Here is a 21,877-nt window from a genome sequence, read left to right as displayed (position 1 = left end):
GCCGGTCGGCATGGCCATGGGCGCCCTCGACGGCGGCGTCCGGGCCTACGCGGTCGTCGAGAAGACCGGACACCGGCTCGCGCACGAGGAGTATGCCCCCGACTCCCCGACTCCACCGGCTCCACGGGCGAGCACTGCGGCCGGCGCGAGGTCCGGCCGGCGGCCGTCCTGAAGGGCGCGATCCTCGCCGGCGTCAAGGCAGCCGTCGACCGCGGCGGCGCCACGGCCGTCCGGAGCTTGACGGGCACCTGGCCGGGCTGAGCCTCCGGTGATCGCTCCCGGCGGGCCCGCCCGCTTCAGGACTCAGCCGGAGGATGGGACGATCCCTCGGCGCGGCGGTACTCGGCGTTGATGCGCTGGGCTTCCTCAAGCTGGTCTTCGAGGATGATGATCCGGCATGCCGCCTCGATCGGGGTGCCGCGGTCGACGAGTTCACGCGCACGGGCCGCGATACGCAGTTGATAGCGCGAGTAGCGGCGGTGTCCACCCTCGGAGCGCAGTGGCGTGATCAGCCTTGCTTCGCCGAGGGACCGGAGGAAACCGGGAGTGGTGCCGAGCATCTCGGCGGCCCGGCCCATCGTGTAGGCGGGGTAGTCGTCGTCGTCGAGACGGCCCAGCGACTCGTCTGCTGTCATCTCACCTCTCTGTGGAACGCGTCGAGGGGCCTTGGTGCCGTACGGCACCAAGGCCCCGAAGGAACTACCAAACACCATCTGCCGGCCCTACTGCTGCACCGGCCCTATGTTTCCGCACAGCCGCCGGGCAAACCGACGGGGTGCGGGGATCGCGGATGTATGACCGGAGACCACCTGCCTAACGATGTCCTGCGGTACCCGGGTCCAGCTCTTCGGCCCGGGCGATCCTGATGGCGCTCGACTCCTCCGTTCTTCCCTCTGAAGCAATCACTCGTCGAACGGAAACTGCGTACGTACTGCTTGTACTGCTGTACTGCGAACTGCTGGTACTGCCACCGCGTCAACCGCGGTCCTGCTCACGACGGCCCCTGATCACCGCGGGCCACCCGGTCCGGTCGCCAGTCCCGTCGCCGTTGTGCAACCACCAGGCTTCGAAACTCCACCACCGCACCGTCATGCGTGTACTGCTGCCCGGCAGTTCGTGTCTGTCGGGCCTCGCTCGATCTCGGCTACGAGAGAAACAGTAACCACCCGAGTTCCCAATGTCTACTCTGGCAAGAATAGATTTTGGTGGACTTGGCGATGAGGTAATCACCTCGGCCAGCTGCGCACGCAGTGAGGGCCCGACCGGCGTGTGCCGGTCGGGCCCTCACTGCTGTTCGGATGCTGTTCGGCTCGCGCCGATCCGGTCGGTCAGACGGACACGGGGGTGCCGAGCAGCGCGGAAGCCCGCTCGAACGGGCTGTCGTCACGCACGGGGGCGGCCTCGGGCACGGTGCCGCAGGTGAAGCCGAGCCTGGCCATGGCCCGCACGACTTCCCCGGCGCTGAAATCGCGGGGGTCCTGGCGGGTGACGACCTGGCCGACCTGCTTGACGGGGTAGTGGCGTCGTCCGATGATCACGGACTCGCCGGTGATCGGCTCGGGCTTGACACCCTTCATCGACTCCAGCACGCCGCTCTTGGTCAGGTCGAAGGGGAAGCGTGCGATGACACAGCGCATGATGCCTCACAGAGAGAAGGGGACAGAGGGAGACGGGGGAGACGGGGGAGACGGGGGGAGGGCGAGGACGCCCGGGGCGCTGCCGTGCTCACCGACCACGGGCAGGCGCCCGAGCCGCCCGTAGGACAGCGCGTCCTCGGCTGCGGCCCCCGTGGTCCGCGGTGAGGCGAAGAGCCCGCCGCCGTCGGTGATGTCACTCGGACGGATCCGGTCCGTGCGGCTGCGGCTGTCCCGGACGGCGGCAAGCCGGGCCCGGGTGACCGGGCCGACTGATCACGAGGGTTCCGCATCGTCGTGCTGTGCCTCGGTGCTACGCCGCCGCGCCGACGGTGGACTGCCGTGCGGACGCGCGGCGGGCCGCCGGGGCGGGGCGGCGTCGGCCGCGTGAGGCGGCGTTGCGCTTCGAGGCGTCGCCGCGCCTCTTGGGGCGTTCGGCCACCGGCGTGGTGATGACGACCGGGATGCCCGAGGGGGCCTGGGCGCCGGTGATGCGGTGCAGTGCCTCGTCGCCGACACGGATCTGGGCGGTCTGCGGGACGATGCCGGCCGCTGCCATGAGGCGAGTCATGTCGCGGCGCTGGTTCGGGGTGACCAGGGTGACGACGCTGCCGGACTCACCGGCACGGGCGGTCCTGCCGCCGCGGTGGAGGTAGTCCTTGTGGTCGGTCGGCGGGTCGACGTTGACGACGAGGTCGAGATTGTCGACGTGGATGCCGCGCGCCGCGACGTTGGTCGCCACCAGCACGTTGACGTGCCCGGTCTTGAACTGCGCCAGCGTGCGGGTGCGCTGCGGCTGCGACTTCCCGCCGTGCAGCGCGGCGGCCCGTACCCCGCTGTTCAGGAGCTGCTCGGTGAGGCGGTCGACGGCGTGCTTGGTGTCGAGGAACATGATCACGCGGCCGTCACGGGCGGCGATCTCGACGGTGGCCGAGTGCTTGTCGGCGCCGTGGACGTGCAGCACGTGGTGCTCCATCGTCGTGACCGCGCCGGCCGAGGGGTCGACGGAGTGCACGACGGGGTCCGTGAGGTAGCGGCGCACGAGCAGGTCGACGTTCCGGTCGAGGGTGGCGGAGAACAGCATGCGCTGGCCCTCGGGGCGGACCTGGTCGAGCAGGGCGGTGACCTGCGGCATGAAACCCATGTCGGCCATCTGGTCGGCCTCGTCGAGGACGGTGATGGAGACCTGGTCCAGCCGGCAGTCGCCGCGGTCGATGAGGTCCTTGAGGCGTCCGGGCGTGGCGACGACGATCTCGGCACCGCCGCGCAACGCGCTGGCCTGCCTGCCGATCGGCATCCCGCCCACCACCGTGGCCAGCCGTAGCCGCACGGCACGGGCGTACGGGGTGAGCGCGTCGGTGACCTGCTGCGCCAGCTCACGCGTCGGTACGAGGACCAGCCCCAGCGGCTGCCTGGCCTCGGCGCGCCGCCCGACCGTACGGGCCAGCAGCGCCAGCCCGAAGGCGAGCGTCTTGCCGGAGCCGGTGCGCCCGCGGCCCAGTACGTCCCGGCCGGCCAGGGAGTTCGGCAGGGTCGCGGCCTGGATCGGGAAGGGGACGGTCACGCCCTGCGAGCCGAGCGCGGCCAGCAGTGCCTTGGGCATGTCGAGATCGGCGAAGCCCTCCACGGCGGGAAGAGCCGGGGTGATCGTCTCGGGGAGGGCGAACTCCCCCTGGACCGCGGCGGATCGGCGGCCGGAACCGCCGTGACCGCCGGAACGGCTCGGCCTCCCGGACCGGCTCGCGGCCGGCGAGCCGACTCGGCCGCCGCCCCTTCGTCCGGCAGCGGCACTGCCGTTGCGGGTGCGGGCGGAGCGGTCGTTCGTACGTGTGCGGTTCATGCGGAACCTTCCTCGATGCGGCTCACATCTAGGAATTTCCGCAGCAACGAGCGGCGCGGACAATTGCAAGAATGGGCCGATGGAATGCGAAAGCGAATCTGGCCGGCAGTCGATCAGCGCGACGCAGCCGGTAAAACAGTCACCAGAGGCGGATACGATATCCAGGGCATATTCTCCGCCCACGGACTCCTCGAAGCCGCCGTCTCGCAGGTGAACCCACTGCGAGAAATGCATGCAGCTGGGGCCCGCACCCCGAGGGATGCGGGCCCCAGCTGCACAGTACGCGTCAGCGTCAGGCGAGAACGATGTTCTCAGCCGTCGGGCCCTTCTGGCCCTGCGCGATGTCGAAGGTCACCTTCTGGCCTTCGAGCAGCTCACGGAAGCCCTGGGCGGCGATGTTCGAGTAGTGGGCGAACACGTCCGGGCCGCCACCGTCCTGCTCGATGAAGCCGAAACCCTTTTCCGCGTTGAACCACTTCACGGTGCCTGCGGGCATGTCATATCTCCTTCGGGGGGCAGTGCATAACGGGATCCGCACCGTGCGGACTCCGTGTCGCCGCGATGATTGCCCCGCCCGGAGAAGAAATCCGGAAGTCTAAATTTCGGGAACCACAACTGCAACTGCAACTTTTATCGACAGTAGCACACCGCAACGGCCCGGGTCCGCCAAGAAATTTCCCACTATTCATTGCGGCAAATAACCTGCTCGCGCGTTGCACCAACATCTCAGCTCGCGACCACAGATATCGGGGTCCGCCCGACGGAGGGAGTCACCTGGGCGCTCCTGGACCACTGCACGACATGCGCACTGCCCCGTGCCCCCGTGAACACCCGGAGGGCCAGCCCTCCGAACACACGTAGACCCCAGGCCGGTTACCTCCCGGCCTGGGGTCGCACGGTAGACCCTGTGGGACTCGAACCCACAACCAATGGATTAAAAGTCCACTGCTCTGCCAATTGAGCTAAGGGTCCCAGCGATGTTGCACCCCCGAGCATAGCCGGACCCGGCCAGGACTCCGATCGGGTATCGGAGACACGGCCGGGTCGGTCCACCACAGGGTGGCGGCCCATGCGGAGAAATGGGTGCCCTCGCTACAGATCGACCGGTTCGACCGCCCCCTTGCGGGCCGCCTCCCGCGCCCTGGTCCGTTCGTGTTCCGGATTCAGGAACCAGTAGCGCGCCGAGGCCACCCACCACGCCGCCGCGAAGCCCAGTACCACCAGGACGGCGATCGGGGCGTAGTTGAAGGTCTCCCAGGTCACCGGTGCGACCTGGGGCAGCATGAACAGCACCGTGATCACGGCCACCCACGCCACCGACACCACGCCGATCACGCGCGACCAACGGCCCAGATGCCACGGCCCCCGCTCGAACGCCTCGCCCTTGCGCAGCCGCAGCAGCGTCGGGATGACGTAGGCGATGTAGAGACCGATCACGGCGATCGACGTCACGGCCGCATACGCCGTCACGTTGATCAGGTAGGGAAGCCCGAGGACCAGTGCGCCGAAAGCCGCCAGCCAGACCGCCGCGACGGGGGTACGGGTGCGGGGGCTGACCGTGTGCCATATGTGCGAGTAGGGCAGGGCGCCGTCGCGGGAGAAGGCGTAGATCATGCGGGAGTTCGCCGTGACCGACGCCATGCCGCAGAACAGCTGTGCCCCGATCACCACCAGCAGGAACAGCTTGCCCGCGGTCGCGCCGAGCGCGTCGAGGAGGATCTGGGCGGGCGGCACGCCGGTCGGGGACGCGAGCGTGTCGTCGTACGACTGGATGGCGAAGGTGAAGCCCAGGAGCAGCACGAAACCCGCTATCCACGACGTCCAGATCGAGCGGACGATGCCCTTCGGGCCGGCCGTGGAGGCGTCGTGGGTCTCCTCGGTCATGTGTGCGGAGGCGTCGTAGCCAGTGAAGGTGTATTGGGCCATCAGCAGCCCAAGCGCGACGACGTACACACCGCTCCCCCAGCCCGTGTTGTTCACGAACTCGGTGAAGACGAAGGATGCGGACTGGTGTTCGTCCGGTACGAAGGTCAGCGCGCCGACGATGACGATCACACCCACCACGTGCCACCACACGCTGACGCTGTTCAGCAGACCCACGATGCGGACGCCGAAGGTGTTCAGGAGGCCGTGCAGGACGAGGATGCCGGCGAAGAGCAGGATCGTGCTGCCCGGAGTGACCTCGAAGTCGAACTGGAGGTTCAGGTAGGCGCCCAGGAAGGAAGCCGCCCCGAAGTCGATCCCGGCGGTCACGGCGACCTGGCCGAGGACGTTGAACCACCCCGTGAACCAGGCCCAGGCGGCAGCCGTGCGGGGCGGGGCGAGCCGGTGGGCCCAGAAGTAGAGGCCCGCGGAGGTCGGATAGGCCGAACAGATCTCGGCCATCGCCAGACCCACGAAGAGGGTCATGAGGCCTACGGCGACCCAGCCCCACGTGATCACGGCCGGGCCGCCCGTGTTCATGCCGAAGAGGTAGAGGGTCAGGCAGCCCGACAGGACCGAGATGATCGTGAAGGAGACCGCGTAGTTGGAGAACGCCGACATACGGCGGGCGAGGACCTGGGTGTAACCGAGCTGGGCAAGCCGTTCCTCGTCCGACAGCCCAGTCGTTGTGGCGTCATCTGTCATGCCCCCAGCAATTCCCTTGCCGGGGGTATGACATGCGCCACATCGGGATTCAGTTGGCCGGAAACACGTCTCTGTCTCCGCCCAGCTGTCAGACGTCCGTCGCGCCGATAGCCAGTCGAGTCACCTGCGTCGCGGTGAGTGCGCCCGCATAGGCGTGCACCTCGTCGACCGCTCCCCGCAGGTAGCCGCCCCAGCCCTCCGTGCCCTGCGACCGGCCGATCTGTAGATCACCCGTCGCCGTCCAGCCGGGCCGGTACGACGTCCTCGCCGACAGCTGCCCGTCGGCGTAGAGCAGGATCTCGTCGGCCTCGTCGTCGTACACGAGCGCGAGGTGGTGGACGTCGTCCGGGGATGCCCACGCACCCTGCGCGGTGAGCGTGAGCGGCTCCCCGCTCGCGTCCGTCAGAGCCACCTCCCACTGCTGCGAGGCCCCCGAATAGCGCACCTCGGCAAGGGAGTTGTCCGCGCCCCGCACCGACAGCACCGTCATCGGCCGGTCCTGCGCCGCCGCGTCGATCCGTACGTGCGCGGCGACCGAGAAGCTCTCCCCGGCGGCGATGCCCTGGCCGTCGGTCGCGGCGAAGTCCCCGTCGCCGTCCAGCAGGAGGTGTCCGGCGCCGAAGATCGGGGACTGGCTCGGCAGGCAGTCCGGGTCCAGCCAGTCGCAGGGCTCGTCGTCGCGGTAGATCGTCGCGTCCCCGCCGAGCGTCAGCGGCTGCCCGCCGTCCCGCTCCGGGCTGCTGCCGTCGGCCGCCTCGTCGAGGGCCCAGTACCCCTCGCTCACGGTGGCCCGCTTCGCCGCGTCGGCCGCCTCGGCGCCGACGACGATGCGGTCCCACACCCGGACGCCGGCCAGCTCCCCGCGCCAGTTCCCCGCCCCACCGGTCGGCGTGCGGCCGATCTGGAGGTCCCCGGGCGCCGAGGAGGCGGAGACGTCCTCCGTCGTACCCGCCTCCCGCCCGTTCACATACAGCCGGGCCGTGCCGGCCACCGGGTCGTACACCCCGGTGAGATGCGCCCAGTCACCCGCCTCCGGCAGCCCGCCCCGTACGACCGAGCCGCCGACCCTGAACGACCAGGCGCCGTCCTCGGTCCCGAGCCCGAACCCGGCCGTCTCGCCGCTGCCTTGGCTTACGGCCGTCATGTCCGCGTCGACGGAGTCCGGCCGCACCCAGGCGCTCACGGAGAAGGCCTCGCCGGTGTCGACGGCGGGCGCGCCGCTCGTCAGATACGCGGAGTCCGACCCGTCGAGGCCGACGGCCCCCGTCACCGAGGTCCGCGCGGGACCCGCCGCCCCGAACACGACCCCGCCGCCCGACACGGCAGGCCTGCCACCCGCTTCCGCCGAGGCCTCGCTGGACCCAGCCGCGTCGGCGAGCGTCCAGGCGGCGACGGGCGTACGGCCCTCACCCACCCGGAACGAGTAGGTGGCGGGCGTGCTCGCGTTGCCCGCTCGGTCGACAGCCTGGACGGACAACACGTGCCGACCTGCCGACTGCGGCAGCCAGCGCAGTTCCACGGGCCCGCCGGGCTCGTCCGGTACGGCTCTCTGCTGCGACCCGCCGAGGAAGTCGTAGACGTACGACACCGTGTCGTCCGACGTGGAGTCGACGGTGAAGGTGCCGTACACGCCCACCCCGTCGTGCCAGCCCTCGTTGTCGTCCGGGTACTCGGGCGACGAGACCGAGGGCTTCGCGGGCGCCTCGGTGTCGTACACGAACTCGCAGGCCCCACTGCCGCCGTCGGAACTCCACGGCCCCCACAGCGTGCCGTCGTTCGCCCGCACCCGCCAACTCACGTCGGTGAACGCGGGCACGTCGGTCGGCACGGTCCAACTGAACGTCGAACCACTGGACTTGGCGGTCGTCTGGACCGTACTGCGCACCTGCCCCGCACCGGAGGCGTCCGTCCAGGACACCTCGAACTCGGCGCTCACGCGGCCCCCGTCAGGGTCGCGGAGAACCGCCTCAAGGGTCGGCCGCGTACCGACGTACGGCCGGTCCGCACCGTCCACGCACGCCTTGCCCCCGGTGGTCAGTTCGGACAGCGCGGGCTGGGACGGCGGTCTGTTCTCGGCGGCGGAGGCCACCCATGGCGTGGCGACGACGGCCGACGACGCGAGCGCCACGGCGATGCCGCAGCGAGCGAAGGCATGACGAGATAACGGATTCAACGGATTCCCTCCCCCATGATCCGGCTCCACGCCAGATCGTCCGATTCCGCGCCGGATCGTAACAGCCGCCGCTGACAAGCGAGTTGGGATTTATCGGCCCGCAGGGAGGGGCGCGGCAACGCCGAAGGGCCCGTACGACCGAAGTCGTACGGGCCCTTCAACAGTCAGTCGGCGATCAGTCGGTGATCAGTCAGCGATCACCCGGTGATGATCAGCCGTTGCGCTTCCAGCGCGGCTTCTCGTCGCGGCGGCCGAAGGAGGAACCGGTGCCCGAGCCGGAGCCCGAACCCGTGCCACGGTGGTCGTCGCGGCGGCCGTACGGGCGGTCGTGGCCGCCGGAGCGGAAGCCGCCGCCCGTGGGGCGGTCGCCCTGACGGTCGCGGTTGAAGGGGCGGTCGCTGCCACGGTGACCGGTGGCCGGGCGGTCGTCGCGGCGGAAGCCACCACGGTCACCACTGGCCGGACGGTCGTTGTCGCGGCGGAAACCGCCACCGGCGGGACGCTCGTCACGGCGCTCGAAGGAGCGGCCACCACGGTCGCCACCGCCGTCACGACGGTCGTCGCGGCGGAAGCCACCCGAGGGGCGCTCGTCGCGACGGAACCCGCCACGGTCACCGCCGGTGGGGCGGTCGTTGTCGCGGCGGAAGCCACCGCCCGCGGGACGCTCGTCACGGCGGTCGAACGAACGGCCGCCACGGTCGCCGTCACGGTCACGGTTGAAGCCACCCGACGGGCGGTCGTCGCGGCGGAAGCCACCACGGTCGCCGCCACCGTCACGACGGTCGTCCCGGCGGAAGCCACCCGAGGGGCGCTCGTCGCGACGCTCGAAGGAACGGCCGCCACGGTCGCCGTCACGGTCACGGTTGAAGCCACCCGAGCCCGACGACCGGTCGCGGCGCTCGTAGTTGCCCCGCTCGTCACGCTGCTGACGCGGCTCCTCGCGCACCGGAGCCTCCGCAGCGGCGGCGGCCTCGACAGCGGCGGCCTCGGCCACAGCCGCGACCGCGGCAACGGCCGCCTCCGGGTCCTCGCCCCGCTCGCGGGCCGCACGCGCCGTCAGGCGGTCGGCCTCCTCGCGGAGTTCGGCGGCGCGGCGCGTGGCACGCTCCAGCTCCTTGGTGAGCTGCGAGACCTCACGCTCGGCCTGCTGGGCGGCGTTGCCCGCGGACTCCGCCTGGACCTCGGTCATCGAACGGGCACCGGTGATCTCGGCCACGTCCGGCTCGAAGGCCGCGCCGCCCTGGATGATGTGACGCCCGGCGTCGACGCCCGCGTCCTCCATCAGCCGGAAGATCTGGCGCCGCTGGTGCGGCAGGGACAGGGAGACGACCGTGCCCGTGCGGCCGGCACGCGCCGTGCGGCCCGCGCGGTGCAGGTAGTCCTTGTGGTCGCCGGCCGGGTCCACGTTCAGGACCAGGTCGATGCCGTCGACGTGGATACCGCGCGCGGCGACGTCGGTGGCGACGAGGACGTTGACGTAACCGTCCTTGAAGTCGGCCAGGGTCCGGGTGCGGGCGCCCTGGGTCATACCGCCGTGCAGGGCGTCGGCCTTGACGCCCGACTCGATGAGCTGCTCGGCGACACGGTCGGCGCCGAGCTGCGTACGGACGAAGATGATCGTGCGGCCCTTGCGGGAGGCGATCGCGGCCGTGACCGGCGCCTTGTCCTTGGGCTTCACGATGAGGATGTGGTGGGACATCGTCGTGACGTTGCCCTGGGCGCTGTCGACCTCGTGCGTGACCGGGTTGGTCAGGTAGCGCTTGACCAGCGTGGAGATCTCGTTCTCCATCGTGGCCGAGAACAGCATGCGCTGGCCGCCGCCGGGGATCTGGTCGAGCAGCTCGGTGACCTCGGGCAGGAAGCCCAGGTCGGACATCTGGTCGGCCTCGTCGAGGACGGCGACCTCGACGTTCGCGAGGGAGCAGGCGCCGCGGTTGATGATGTCGCGGAGGCGACCGGGCGTGGCGACGAGGATGTCGACGCCGCGCTCCAGGGCGTAGATCTGGTTGCCCATCGACGTACCGCCGCAGACGACCTTCATCTTGAGGCCGACGACGTCGCCGTAGGGCTGGAGCGCGTCCGCGACCTGCATCGCGAGTTCACGCGTCGGCGTGAGGATGATCGCGCGGGGCTTCTTCTTCTCGGTCTGGCCGCCGGTGAGACGCGCCAGCACGGGCAGACCGAACGAGAGGGTCTTGCCGGAGCCGGTACGGCCCCGACCGAGGATGTCCTTGCCGGCCAGGGCGTCCGGGATGGTCGCCGCCTGGATCGGGAAGGGGCTGGTCACACCGTTCTGCGCGAGCTTGCGCACGACGTTCTCGGGGAGACCGAGGTCACTGAAGGTGACCTGCGGCTCGCCGGCCTCGACGTCGGTGACGTCGGCGGCGGAGTCGGTCGTCTCGACGGCGTCGAGGTCGATGACCTCGTCGTTCTCGGGCACGACGATGTGATCAGTACTGGAAATGGACATGCGAATGCGAAACCTTCCGGAGTCTCGTCGGCACGCGCCCGTCAACTCCGTGTTTTCGCAATTCGACCGCCTCAATGCGGTCAGCCACGGCAAGGGAGAGTACGCGCCACACGCGGCGCGTCTATTCAAGGCGCCAGGCAATGGGATCAAACGATCTACCACCATACGCACCCACCACCCCCTTAGGCAAACTGGGTACCGTCCTCGCAGGTCAGCACCGGTCCGACCCGCCTAGGCGGGGGTCCCGGCCTCCGGCGCCGGCTCCCGTGTCAGGAGCTGCGGCTGGGCCTGCTGCGGCTGCACCGAGGACGACGGTTCGGCGACCGTCGGCTCCGGCGAGGGCGGCGGCGGTGTGGGCGATTCCACAGGCGGCTCAGGTTCCGGCTCGGCGGTCTTCGTCGGCGTCGGCTGCGCCTTGGTCGGCGTAGGAGCCCCAGGAACCACTGGCCCGGCACTGCCACCACCACCCGGCTTGGCGGGCGCCGACGCGGGCACGCTGTGCCCGGCGGAGGGCGAGGCACCGGGAGAGACGGGCGCCCCACTGGCCCCCTTCGCGTCCCCCTTGCCCTTCCCGTGCCCGTGCCTGCCGCCGCCGGACCCGCCGGCCCACCCGGAACCACCACCACCGGTCACCGCCGTACCCCCGTCGGGCGCCTCGCCGCCCTTCTGCCCCGCGGAGTGGGAAGGCTTGACCCGGCCGCCGTCGTCGTCACCCACGCTCATACAGCCGGCTGCGGCTGCGACGGCCACGACGGTGGCGGCCAGTCGGACAGGTACATGCAAGGGGCGCACGGGCAGCCACCTCCGGTGGAGAGTCGAGGAGTCAACGTGCTCAACTCCCGTCGCCCACAAGAAGACACGCGCCCCACAAGAGCCTCTGCACGCCCCGGCCGCAGCCGCCGGGCGAACACGGCATCCCGGCATCGGCCGACACCCCGCCCGGCCGCGATGGCGCAGCCGGGCAACACCACCAGGACCGGGCCGCATCCAACGCCCCCCGGCCCACCGACCGTGCCCCCGACAGGCGAACCCCCCACCCCTGCCACCAGGCGAACCTGACGCCCGGGTACAGGTATCAGACACCGCCCGTTCCGCGATGCGCAGCCCGTCAACACCACCCGGAACGGGCCACATCCAACGCCCCGCCCCACCGACCGTGCCCCTGACAGGCGAACCCCCCACCCCTGCCACCGGGCGAACCTGACGCCCGGGTACGGGTACCAGACACCGCCCGGCCGCGATGAGCAGGCGGCCCGTGCGGGCCCGGACCGGCCACAGCTGACGTCCCCCGAGCGAATGCGGCGGGCGGTGCCGGCCGAGCGGCGGGGCGCCCCGCCCACCGACCTCCCGGGCCTCGGCCCCCTCAGCCCCTCCCCTCAGCCGTACCCCAGGGCATGCAGCCGCTCGTCGTCGATCCCGAAGTGGTGGGCGATCTCGTGCACGACGGTCACCTCGGTCTCCGCGACCACGTCGTCCCGGGTCTCGCACATGCGCAGGGTCGGCCCCCGGTAGATCGTGATCCGGTCGGGCAGCACCCCCGCGTACCACTCCCCGCGATCGGTCAACGGCGTCCCCTCGTAGAGCCCGAGCAGCTCGGGATCGTCCGCCGGTGGCTCGTCCTCGACGAACACCGCGACGTTGTCCATCAGCCGCGTCAGCTCAGGCGGAATGCGGTCCAGCGCCTGGGCGACCAGTTCCTCGAACTCCTCGCGCGTCATCTCCAGCACACGCCCATTGTCCGGTACGAGCCGGCCGTACGGGGGCTACGGACCGGGCCGTACGAGAGTCACCGCCTCGGCAGCACGAGGGGCACTGCCCCGCTTAGCCGTGCCGCGCCTTGGGCATACGGGACCAATGGCACGCGTACGAGCCAACACCCCGCACCCCCGAAGCACCCGCCTCACCGACCCCCGCTCCCTCACCCGCCCGCTGACCGCTCTCACCGGCCGATACCGCGCCCGCCGCGCGCATCCGGCCGCCGAGCTGGTCCATCAGCCGCACCCCTGGACCCGCGTGCTGGGCCTGGTCGCGGTGGTCCTTCTGGGTACCTGGCTGGGGCTGCTGATCGTCGGCAACGTACGCGCGCCGGTCGGCCCGATGAACACGACGATGACCCTTCGTCCCTCCCTCACCGGCGGCACGAAGATCAACGTCTCCCCGCTGGGCGCCCTCGAACTGAGCAGCCACACCGCGCCCGTCCGCCTCGACGTCAACGTCGACCAGCTGGACCCGGTCCGCGCCCAGGCCCTCGTCGACCACCCCGAACGCCTGTCCGGCCTCCAGGAAGAGGTGGCCCAGGACGTCGGCCACGGCACCCTCGACCTGGCCGTACGCTCCTGCGTGGCCGTCGTCTCCGGAGCCACCGCCCTCGGCCTCGTCGTCTACCGCCGCCCCCGCCGGGCCCTCGCGGCCGGCGGCCTCGCCCTCACCCTCCTGATGGCGTCGGGAGCGACGGCGTACGCGACCTGGAACCCCAAATCGGTCCTCGAACCGAAGTTCTCCGGGCTCCTCTCCTCCGCCCCCTCCCTGGTCGGCAACGCGCGCAGCATCGTCACCGAATTCGACATCTACCAGAAGGAGCTGGCGCGTCTGGTGACGAACATGACGAAGCTGTACGACGTCACCTCCACGCTCCCGACCTACCAGCCGGACCCCGCCACGATCCGGGTCCTGCACGTGTCCGACATCCATCTCAACCCGGCGAGCTGGAAGATCATCGCGTCGCTGGTGGAGCAGTACAAGATCAACGTCATCGTCGACACCGGCGACACCATGGACCACGGCACGGCGGCCGAGAACGCCTTCCTGGACCCGATCAAGGATCTCGGGGCCCCCTACGTCTGGGTCCGCGGCAACCACGACTCACAGCTCACCCAGCGCTATCTGGAGCGCATGAAGAACGTGCGGGTCCTGGACGAGGGCCGCTCGGTCACCGTCGGAGGGCTGCGTTTCGCGGGCATCGGCGACCCTGCGTTCACCCCGGACCGCTCGGCGGGCGAGGAGGACGGCGGCCAGGACCAGGTGGTGGCGGGCGACCAACTGGCCTCGGCCATCCGCGACCAGCGGACCCTGGGCACACCGGTCGACATCGCGATGGTCCACGAGCCGGACGCGGCCCGGCGGACCGACGGCGTGGTCCCGCTCGTCCTGGCCGGACACCTCCACCACGCGGAGATGGAGGTCATGGAGAAGGGCACGAGGCTGCGCATCGAGGGCTCGACGGGCGGCAGCGGGCTGCGCGCGCTGGAGAAGCGGAACCCGGACCAGATCGAGACGTCCGTCCTCTACTTCGACCGCGACACGCGTCGCCTCCAGGCCTGGGACGAGATCAAACTGGGCGGCCTCGGACTGACGACGGCGGAGGTGAGCCGCCATCTCCCGAAGGAGAACCAGCCGGGCGCGACACCGGTTCCCTCACCCACACCTTCGCCCTCGCCGTCCGCCACCCCGAGCCCGTGAACGAGCACGTAAACCGTTTTGGCGAACCTCCCCGCCATCACCTATGCTTCTCGCGGCCCCGCCCTCATCGTCTAGCGGCCTAGGACGCCGCCCTTTCAAGGCGGTAGCACGGGTTCGAATCCCGTTGGGGGCACTTGTAAGTACGGTTGGCGGCATCCCGAGTTCGTGGGGTGGCCGCCATTTCGTGCTTCTGGGGACTCCGCGGGACCGGCTGTCAGGCGGACGGCTCGTCGGGTACGGGGTGCTCTGGGCGCCCGCTGCCGGAGTGCGGGGCGCCGCGCTTGCCCGTACCGGCCTCGTCCGTGTCGGGGATCTCCGGGTCGGGCCGCTCGTCCGCCGCCGGGTCCTCGTCGGCCGGCTCCCAGGGGTCGGGGTCGCCGTCGGCGCCGGCCTGCTGATCGGGCAGATCCCTAGGGACAGGCTTGGGCCGCGCCTGGTCCCCATCCTCCCCCGGGGTTTCCGTGCGGTAGTCGCTCACAGCGCTGTCCCTTCGTCGGCAAGGCCCGGTCAGACCGGGTCGGGGACGCGGGTACCCAGGGGGGACTCGCTCAACGCGTCACGCGTCGTCGTCGGAGCTTCGCGCGTGCGGGGCCGTCGACTGAAGCTCGCGTTGGCCCTCCCCGTGCCCGGCGTCGTGCCGGGCGAGAAGGGCCAGCAGCCGTGCCACGGTCAGCCCCTCGTCGGCGGGGTGCCGCAGGATGGTCCCGTCCTCGATGCGGTACGCGTTGGAGCGTCCCTGACGGGTGTGGGTGAGATAACCGGCCGACTCCAGATCCGAGACGATCTTCTGTACGGCCCGCTCCGTGAGCCTGCAACGTGCGGCGATGTCGCGGATCCGGGTGGTGGGATCCTCCGCGATCGCGGCCAGCACACGGGAGTGATTGGTGAGGAACGTCCAACCGGTGTGTGACTCGGGTACTTCAGGCATGCAGCCAGGATAGGCCGATCGATTCACGTATTCAAAAGGCCGAACTTCGTTTCATGTATCTCTTGACGTATGACACCCTGCGGACCGAACCTGAACTGAGCAGGCACGGACCGATGCCTACGGAGTGGCCGCGATGTCAGAACGTGGAGTTTCTACGCAGCTCACCGGGGCCCCGCTGCTGCGGATCGAGACACGCCCCTCGGACCACGGAACACTCGTCGTCGTGTCAGGAGCGATCGACCTGGTCACGGAACAGGCCCTGCACAACGGCCTGCGCCAGGCCCTGGCCCGCTCGGACCGCGGCATCGACCTCGATCTGACGGGCGTCGACTTCTGCGACTGCTCCGGCCTGAACGTCCTGCTGCGCCTCCGTATGCGCGCCCTCGACGAGGGCAAGATCATCACCGTACGGGCGGCCGGCACCGCGGTCCTCCGGCTGCTGTCTCTCACCGGCACGCTGCCACTGTTCACCGCCACCGGAGAGGCCGACGAACCCGGGGCGGAGATCACCTCGCCCGGCGAGGCGGACCTGGATCTGGATCTGCGGATCGAAGTGGTTCAGCTCCGGCGGGCCATGCAGACGCGGCCGGTCATCGACCTGGCCCGTGGCGTCCTGATGGCGTCCTTCGGTCTGAGTGCCGACAACGCCTGGCAGGTGCTGGTCTCGGTCTCCCAGAACACCAACACCAAGCTGCACGAGGTGGCCGACAGCCTGGTCGGCGCCGTCACGGGCGACGACCTCCCCGAGCAGTTCCAGGACCAGATCGCCGAGACGGTCACCAGGCTCCGGGCAGTGCCGGAAGACCGGTGACCGTGTCAGTTCTCGTAAGCCCTTATCAGTCCTCTTCAGCCCTGTTCAGTCCTGTTCAGTCCTCGCCACGGATGATGTGGCTCTCCTGATCGGGGCTCTCCGGCTCACGCTCGTCGTCCCCGGTCGTCGGCCGGGTGTCCGTACTGGTGCCGGGTTCCATGAGGGAGGCACCTCCTAAGCTCTCGGATGGCCTTCCGAGTACCCGGCACACCTCGCGCAAACGGACCGCGCGGCGATTCCAGCGGATTGATGCGGCGGACTCAGCCGCGGTCCCGCCTCGCCGAGCGCGCGGTCTTCTCGGCCCGCTCCTGGACCTTGCCCCTGATCTTCTTGGCCTCACCGCGAGCCTGCTCCAGCTTGCCTTCCATCTCCTGCTCGCGGTCGCCGGTGGCCTTGCCGGTCATTTCCTTGGCCTTGCCCTTGATCTTGTCGGTGCGACCCTTGTCGACCATGACTCCTCCTGGGGATGAGGGTGGGGGCGGACGGGACGGTGAACGTCCTGACGCCCGTCGACTTCATCGCCGTGTGCCCCACCACCGCTGCGGCCAAACCCGGCGGCGCGCGAGGCTCCGGGACACCGCCAATCCGGACGGCATGCCCTTCCACCTGCGCTGTTGCGCGGTGTTCGCGTGCGCGGAGCATGGCCCGTGGTCTGATACGCTTTTCCAGCGACTTCAGCCCGTCAGCCAGCCGGGAAACCCCGTTGGGAGCACACGACACGGTGTGCGAGACTTACGTCGCAGCACAACAGCAAGGTCCTGTGGAGCAGTTTGGAGTGCTCGCCACCCTGTCAAGGTGGAGGCCGCGGGTTCAAATCCCGTCAGGACCGCTGAGGTTACATGTTTCACGTGAAACCTCGTGGCTGGGTAGCTCAGTTGGTACGAGCGATCGCCTGAAAAGCGATAGGTCGCCGGTTCGACCCCGGCCCCAGCCACAACCCGAAGGCCCCGTCCGTTACGGACGGGGCCTTTGTCGTGTCCACGGTTGGCAGAGGGTTGCGGGCGGCGCTAGGTTCTGGCCGTTCGGAACAGTGCGGTGAGTGGTGAGGCGGGGCGGGGACGATGGTGCAGGGCGGGGCAAGAGGCAGGCAGGATCATGACGCGCTGGAGAGGAGCCGGGCGCTGTACGGCCTGCTGGCTGTGATCATCAGCAACGTCGCCATATCCGGGGTCGCGATCGCCGGCGTGTGGCGTCTGCACGGGGATTCGGCGGTTGTCGTCGGCATCCTGACGGCGGCGTTCACGGCTGTCAGCACGCTGACGACCGCGTATCTGAGCATCAAGGCGGTGTCCAACACCGCGAAGACGATTGCGCTGGGGGATACGGGGCGGCGGGGTACGGAGACGGTGGAGACGGTGACTGGGTCGTCCGGGGTGTGAGCGGGGCGGGAGGCCTGGTTTTTTCGCCCCCGCCGCCCCTACCCGTCCCATCCTTCTGGGGGCTGCGCCCCCAGACCCCCGCTTCGGCCTGAACGGCCTCGTCCTCAAACGCCGGACGGGCTGAAATGCCCGGGCCGGTGCTGAAGTGCGGCGGGGGCGGGTGGGCTGGGCGCGCTTTTCCTCGAACGCCCGCCCGCATCTCCAGCCCGTCCGGCGTTTGAGGACGAGGCCGTTCAGGCCGACCAATCCACCCACCCCCGCCTTGCCCTCCACCCTGGCCCGGCACCACCCAGCCCGTCCGGCGTTTGAGGACGAGCGCGTTCAGCGCGACAAAGGGGGGTCTGGGGGCGCAGCCCCCAGAAGGATGGGACGGGTAGGGGCGGCGGGGGCGAGGCAAAAGGGTTCGCCAGAAAAATGGCCGAGGTGAGATCCTGGATCGCGTATGTCTACGCATCCCGCCTCCGCCCCCGGCCCCGCCGCTTCCGCCCTCGGTGATCTCGCCCCCCGCCTGACCGAGCTGTCCCTGCGCGACGCGCACCGGCTCGGGCGCAGGCTCGAAGGTGCGCGCAAGATCCGTAAGCCGGAAGCCCGTGCCGCCGTCGTCGCCGAGATCGAGGCGGAGGTCGCCAAGGGCGAGTTGCGCATGGCCGAGCGGCGCAGCCGTGTGCCCTCCGTCAGCTATCCCGAGCAACTGCCCGTCAGCCAGAAGAAGGACGTCATCGCGGACGCCATCCGCGATCACCAGGTCGTGATCGTGGCCGGTGAGACCGGGTCCGGCAAGACCACCCAGATCCCGAAGATCTGCGTCGAGCTGGGGCGTGGCGTGCGCGGCATGATCGGGCACACCCAGCCCCGTCGTATCGCCGCCCGTACCGTCGCCGAGCGCGTCGCCGACGAGCTGGACACGCCTCTCGGGGAAGCCGTTGGCTGGAAAGTGCGGTTCACCGACCAGGTGAACCCGGACGCCACCTTCATCAAGCTGATGACCGACGGCATCCTGCTCGCCGAGATCCAGACCGACCGCGAGCTGCGCGCCTACGACACGATCATCATCGACGAGGCCCACGAGCGGTCCCTCAACATCGACTTCCTGCTCGGGTATCTCGCCCAGCTGCTGCCCAAGCGGCCGGACCTCAAAGTCGTCATCACGTCCGCGACCATCGATCCCGAGCGTTTCTCCCGGCATTTCGGGGATGCGCCCATCGTCGAGGTCTCCGGGCGGACCTATCCCGTCGAAGTCCGTTACCGGCCCCTCCTCGAAGAGGACTCCGACGACTCCGACCGCGATCAGATCACCGCCATCTGCGACGCCGTCGAGGAGCTTCAGGGCGAGGGCAAGGGCGACATCCTCGTCTTTCTCTCCGGCGAGCGCGAGATCCGCGACACCGCCGACGCGCTCACCAAGAAGAACTACCGGTTCACTGAGGTCCTCCCTCTCTACGCTCGGCTCTCCCACGCCGAGCAGCACCGCGTGTTCCAGCAGCACACCGGACGCAGGATCGTTCTGGCGACCAACGTCGCCGAGACCTCGCTCACCGTGCCGGGCATCAAGTACGTCATCGACCCGGGCTTCGCCCGTATCTCCCGCTACAGCCACCGCACCAAGGTCCAGCGACTGCCCATCGAGGCGATCTCCCAGGCCAGCGCCAACCAGCGCAAGGGCCGCTGTGGGCGCACCAGCGACGGCATCTGTATCCGGCTGTACTCCGAGGACGACTTCCTAGCCCGCCCGGAGTTCACGGACGCCGAGATCCTCCGTACGAACCTCGCCTCCGTCATCCTCCAGATGACCGCGGCCGGGCTCGGCGAGATCGAGAAGTTCCCCTTCATCGACCCGCCGGACCACCGCAACATCCGCGACGGCGTCCAGCTGCTCCAGGAGCTGAACGCCCTCGACCCGGCCCAGAAGGACCCGAGGAAACGCCTCACGGACACCGGGCGCAAGCTCGCCCAACTGCCGGTCGATCCCCGCCTCGCCCGGATGGTCCTGGAGGCCGACAAGAACGGCTGTGTGCGCGAGGTCATGGTGATCGCCGCCGCGCTCTCCATCCAGGACCCGCGCGAACGCCCCGCCGAGAAGCAGACCCAGGCCGACCAGCAGCACGCCCGCTTCCGCGACGAGACGTCCGACTTCCTCGCGTTCCTCAATCTCTGGCGGTACGTCCGTGAGCAGCAGGCGGAGCGCGGCTCGTCGTCGTTCCGGCGGATGTGCAAGCAGGAGTACCTGAACTTCCTGCGCATCCGCGAGTGGCAGGACATCTACAGCCAACTCCGTACCGTGGCCCGCCAGATGGGCATCCACCTCAACGAGGACGACGCCCCCGAGCAGAGCGTCCACGTCTCCCTCCTGGCCGGCCTCCTCTCCCACATCGGGATGAAGGACACGACAGCGACGACGAAGGCCACCGGAGCTTCCTCCGCGACCGGCGACAGCCCCCGCGCCACCGCCTCCGGCAAGAACGAGTACGTCGGTGCCCGCAACGCCAAGTTCGCGATCTTCCCCGGATCCGCCCTGTTCAAGAAGCCCCCGCGCTTCGTGATGTCGGCGGAGCTGGTGGAGACCTCGCGGCTGTGGGCCCGCGTCAACGCGCGCATCGAACCCGAGTGGGTCGAGCCCCTCGCCGAGCACCTCCTCAAGCGCACGTACAGCGAGCCGCACTGGGAGAAGGACCAGGCGGCGGTGATGGCGTACGAGAAGGTGACGCTGTACGGCGTACCGATCGTCGCGCAGCGGAAGGTGAACTACGGGCGGATCGACGCCGAGGTCTCCCGCGAGCTGTTCATCAGGAACGCGCTCGTCGAGGGCGACTGGCGGACGCACCACAAGTTCTTCGCGGACAACCGCCGACTCCTCACCGAGGTCGAGGAGTTGGAGCACCGGGCCCGGCGCCGGGACATCCTGGTCGACGACGAGACGCTGTACGACTTCTACGACCAGCGGGTCCCCGAACACGTCGTGTCGGGCGCCCACTTCGACTCCTGGTGGAAGCACAAGCGGACCGAGGAAGGCAGAGAGCCCGAACTCCTCGACTTCGAGCGGGCGATGCTCATCAACGAGCGCGCCGGTGACGTCAGCAAGGACGACTATCCGGACACCTGGCACCAGGGCCCGCTCAAGTTCCGGGTGACGTACCAGTTCGAGCCAGGTGCGGACGCGGACGGTGTGACCGTCCACATCCCGCTCCAGGTGCTGAACCAGGTCACCGACGAGGGCTTCGACTGGCAGATCCCAGGGCTGAGGGAGGAACTGGTCACGGAGCTGATCCGCTCCCTCCCCAAGCCGATCCGCCGCCACTACGTCCCGGCGCCCAACTTCGCCAAGCGCTTCCTGGACACCGCTACGCCCCTCCAGGAGCCGCTGACCACCACCATGGCCCGCGAGTTGAGGCTCATGGTCGGAGTCCCGTTCTCCGCCGACGACTTCGACCGGGACCGGGTCCCCGACCATCTCCGGGTCACCTTCCGGATCGTCGACGAGCGGCGCCGCAAGCTGGCCGAGGACAAGGACCTGGAGGTACTGCGTCTCCGGCTGAAGCCGAAGGCCCGCCAGGCCATCTCCCAGGCCGCCGCTGCCACCGCCGAGCGCGCCGGCGGCGAGTCCCTCGAACGCACAGGCCTCACGGACTGGACGATCGGGACCCTCACCCCCCTCTTCGAGACGCGCCGGGCCGGCCAGCCCGTGAAGGCGTACCCGGCCCTGGTAGACAACGGCGACACCGTCTCCGTACGCCTCTTCGACACCGAGGCGGAGCAGCAGCAGGCGATGTGGAAGGGCACCCGGCGGCTCATTCTGCGCAACATCCCGGTCAACCCTGCGAAGTTCGCTTCCGAGAAGTTGACGAATGTTCAGAAGCTGGCGCTGTCCGCGAATCCGCACGGTTCGATCCAGGCCCTCTTCGACGACTGCGCGATGGCCGCGGCCGACAAGCTGATCGCCGATTTCGGCGGCCCGGCATGGGACGAGGAGTCCCACCGGAAGCTGTACGACAAGGTCCGCGCGGAGATCGTCGACACGACGGTCCGTGCGGTCGGCCAGGTGCAGCAGGTGCTGGCCGCCTGGCAGGCCTGTGAGCGCCGCCTGAAGGGCGTACGGAGCGCTGTGCTGCTCCCGAACCTGACGGACGTACGGAAGCAGCTGGACGCCCTCGTACGGCCCGGCTTCGTGACGGCGGCCGGTCTGCGCCGGCTGCCCGACCTGATGCGCTACCTCGTCGCCGTGGACCGGCGGCTACAGCAGATGCCCACCAACGTCCAGCGGGACACCACCCGCATGGAGAAGGTGCACGAGATGCAGGACGAGTACGCGTGGCTGCTGGAACAGCTGCCGCAGGGGCGCCCGGTGCCCTCGGCGGTGACCGACATCCGCTGGATGATCGAGGAACTCCGCGTCAGCTACTTCGCCCACGCGCTGGGCACGGCGTACCCGGTGTCGGACAAGCGGATCGTGAAGGCGATCGACGCCCAGGCGCCGTAACGCCCCCGGCACGCTGGGTGAGTTCGACCCTGGGCTCACCCTCCTGTACAGTCTCTTTTCGCAGCACAGCGCAGCAACAAG

The 21,877-nt window shown here is 69.7% G+C and carries 18 protein-coding genes and 4 tRNA genes; 9 read left to right on the top strand and 13 right to left on the bottom strand.

Going from position 1 to position 21,877, the window contains the following annotated elements:
* Positions 1–10 precede the first annotated feature (10 nt).
* Together OG787_RS25600 and OG787_RS25595 are read left to right on the top strand one after the other, a co-directional pair.
* A complete protein-coding gene (locus OG787_RS25600; RefSeq protein WP_405540826.1) occupies positions 11–172 on the top strand; it encodes a hypothetical protein in 162 nt (53 codons plus the stop codon).
* Complete coding sequence (locus tag OG787_RS25595; RefSeq protein ID WP_405540587.1) at positions 169–261, top strand: hypothetical protein; 93 nt, start codon at positions 169–171, stop codon at positions 259–261. Before OG787_RS25600 ends, OG787_RS25595 begins: the two co-directional genes overlap by 4 nt.
* Before the next feature lie 35 nt (positions 262–296).
* On the opposite strand, the gene OG787_RS25590 is transcribed toward OG787_RS25595, so the two are convergent.
* The 10 genes from OG787_RS25590 to OG787_RS25545 all read right to left on the bottom strand — a co-directional run bounded on the left by OG787_RS25590 (position 297) and on the right by OG787_RS25545 (position 12,472).
* Positions 297–635: a MerR family transcriptional regulator gene (locus OG787_RS25590; protein ID WP_369037238.1), complete on the bottom strand. Its 339-nt coding sequence runs from the start codon at positions 633–635 to the stop codon at positions 297–299.
* A gap of 693 nt (positions 636–1,328) precedes the next feature.
* Positions 1,329–1,637: an SCO5918 family protein gene (locus OG787_RS25585; RefSeq protein ID WP_405536491.1), complete on the bottom strand. Its 309-nt coding sequence runs from the start codon at positions 1,635–1,637 to the stop codon at positions 1,329–1,331.
* Positions 1,638–1,947: 310 nt separating this feature from the next.
* Positions 1,948–3,474, bottom strand: coding sequence for a DEAD/DEAH box helicase (locus OG787_RS25580; protein ID WP_369037240.1), 1,527 nt, complete (start codon positions 3,472–3,474; stop codon positions 1,948–1,950).
* Between the two features lie 292 nt (positions 3,475–3,766).
* On the bottom strand, positions 3,767–3,970 hold the full coding sequence (locus OG787_RS25575) for a cold-shock protein (protein WP_369037241.1): 204 nt from the start codon (positions 3,968–3,970) through the stop codon (positions 3,767–3,769).
* Positions 3,971–4,373: 403 nt separating this feature from the next.
* A tRNA-Lys gene (locus OG787_RS25570) sits at positions 4,374–4,446 on the bottom strand.
* Between the two features lie 120 nt (positions 4,447–4,566).
* Positions 4,567–6,102, bottom strand: a complete 1,536-nt coding sequence (locus tag OG787_RS25565; RefSeq protein ID WP_369037242.1) for an amino acid permease — start codon at positions 6,100–6,102, stop codon at positions 4,567–4,569.
* A gap of 88 nt (positions 6,103–6,190) precedes the next feature.
* Positions 6,191–8,275, bottom strand: a complete 2,085-nt coding sequence (locus OG787_RS25560; protein ID WP_405536490.1) for a LamG domain-containing protein — start codon at positions 8,273–8,275, stop codon at positions 6,191–6,193.
* Between the two features lie 211 nt (positions 8,276–8,486).
* On the bottom strand, positions 8,487–10,745 hold the full coding sequence (locus OG787_RS25555; RefSeq protein WP_369037244.1) for a DEAD/DEAH box helicase: 2,259 nt from the start codon (positions 10,743–10,745) through the stop codon (positions 8,487–8,489).
* Positions 10,746–10,976: 231 nt separating this feature from the next.
* Positions 10,977–11,537 (bottom strand): hypothetical protein, encoded by a 561-nt coding sequence (locus OG787_RS25550; protein ID WP_405536489.1) that lies wholly within the window; start codon positions 11,535–11,537, stop codon positions 10,977–10,979.
* 584 nt (positions 11,538–12,121) lie between these two features.
* On the bottom strand, positions 12,122–12,472 hold the full coding sequence (locus OG787_RS25545; protein WP_369037246.1) for a metallopeptidase family protein: 351 nt from the start codon (positions 12,470–12,472) through the stop codon (positions 12,122–12,124).
* Between the two features lie 127 nt (positions 12,473–12,599).
* Between OG787_RS25545 and OG787_RS25540 the strand changes: the two genes are divergently transcribed.
* Both OG787_RS25540 and OG787_RS25535 read left to right on the top strand, forming a co-directional pair.
* On the top strand, positions 12,600–14,204 hold the full coding sequence (locus OG787_RS25540) for a metallophosphoesterase (protein WP_405536488.1): 1,605 nt from the start codon (positions 12,600–12,602) through the stop codon (positions 14,202–14,204).
* 60 nt (positions 14,205–14,264) lie between these two features.
* Positions 14,265–14,337: transfer RNA gene (locus tag OG787_RS25535), tRNA-Glu, on the top strand.
* A gap of 81 nt (positions 14,338–14,418) precedes the next feature.
* Here OG787_RS25535 and OG787_RS25530 read toward each other — a convergent pair.
* Entirely contained in the window at positions 14,419–14,682 is a 264-nt protein-coding gene (locus OG787_RS25530) for a hypothetical protein (protein ID WP_369037248.1), read from the bottom strand.
* A 78-nt stretch (positions 14,683–14,760) separates the two neighbouring features.
* Positions 14,761–15,132: a helix-turn-helix transcriptional regulator gene (locus OG787_RS25525; protein WP_369037249.1), complete on the bottom strand. Its 372-nt coding sequence runs from the start codon at positions 15,130–15,132 to the stop codon at positions 14,761–14,763.
* A gap of 133 nt (positions 15,133–15,265) precedes the next feature.
* Here OG787_RS25525 and OG787_RS25520 point away from each other — a divergent pair, with 133 nt between their 5' ends.
* Positions 15,266–15,943, top strand: a complete 678-nt coding sequence (locus OG787_RS25520) for an ANTAR domain-containing protein (protein ID WP_405536487.1) — start codon at positions 15,266–15,268, stop codon at positions 15,941–15,943.
* A gap of 260 nt (positions 15,944–16,203) precedes the next feature.
* Here the strand turns inward: OG787_RS25520 and OG787_RS25515 are convergent, their stop codons facing one another.
* Positions 16,204–16,395: a CsbD family protein gene (locus OG787_RS25515; protein ID WP_369037251.1), complete on the bottom strand. Its 192-nt coding sequence runs from the start codon at positions 16,393–16,395 to the stop codon at positions 16,204–16,206.
* 302 nt (positions 16,396–16,697) lie between these two features.
* On the opposite strand from OG787_RS25515, the gene OG787_RS25510 reads away from it, so the two are divergent.
* The 4 genes from OG787_RS25510 to hrpA all read left to right on the top strand — a co-directional run bounded on the left by OG787_RS25510 (position 16,698) and on the right by hrpA (position 21,796).
* Positions 16,698–16,772 (top strand) — tRNA-Asp (locus OG787_RS25510).
* Between the two features lie 31 nt (positions 16,773–16,803).
* Positions 16,804–16,877: transfer RNA gene (locus OG787_RS25505), tRNA-Phe, on the top strand.
* A gap of 127 nt (positions 16,878–17,004) precedes the next feature.
* Positions 17,005–17,322: a hypothetical protein gene (locus OG787_RS25500; RefSeq protein ID WP_405536486.1), complete on the top strand. Its 318-nt coding sequence runs from the start codon at positions 17,005–17,007 to the stop codon at positions 17,320–17,322.
* A 442-nt stretch (positions 17,323–17,764) separates the two neighbouring features.
* Entirely contained in the window at positions 17,765–21,796 is a 4,032-nt protein-coding gene (gene hrpA / locus OG787_RS25495; protein WP_405536485.1) for an ATP-dependent RNA helicase HrpA, read from the top strand.
* Positions 21,797–21,877 lie beyond the last annotated feature (81 nt).

This window comes from Streptomyces sp. NBC_00075, assembly GCF_045041225.1.
Classification (GTDB): Bacteria; Actinomycetota; Actinomycetes; order Streptomycetales; family Streptomycetaceae; genus Streptomyces; species Streptomyces adonidis.
The sequence above is the reverse complement of the archived record's forward strand: the minus strand, read 5'-3'. Positions and strand labels throughout refer to the sequence as shown.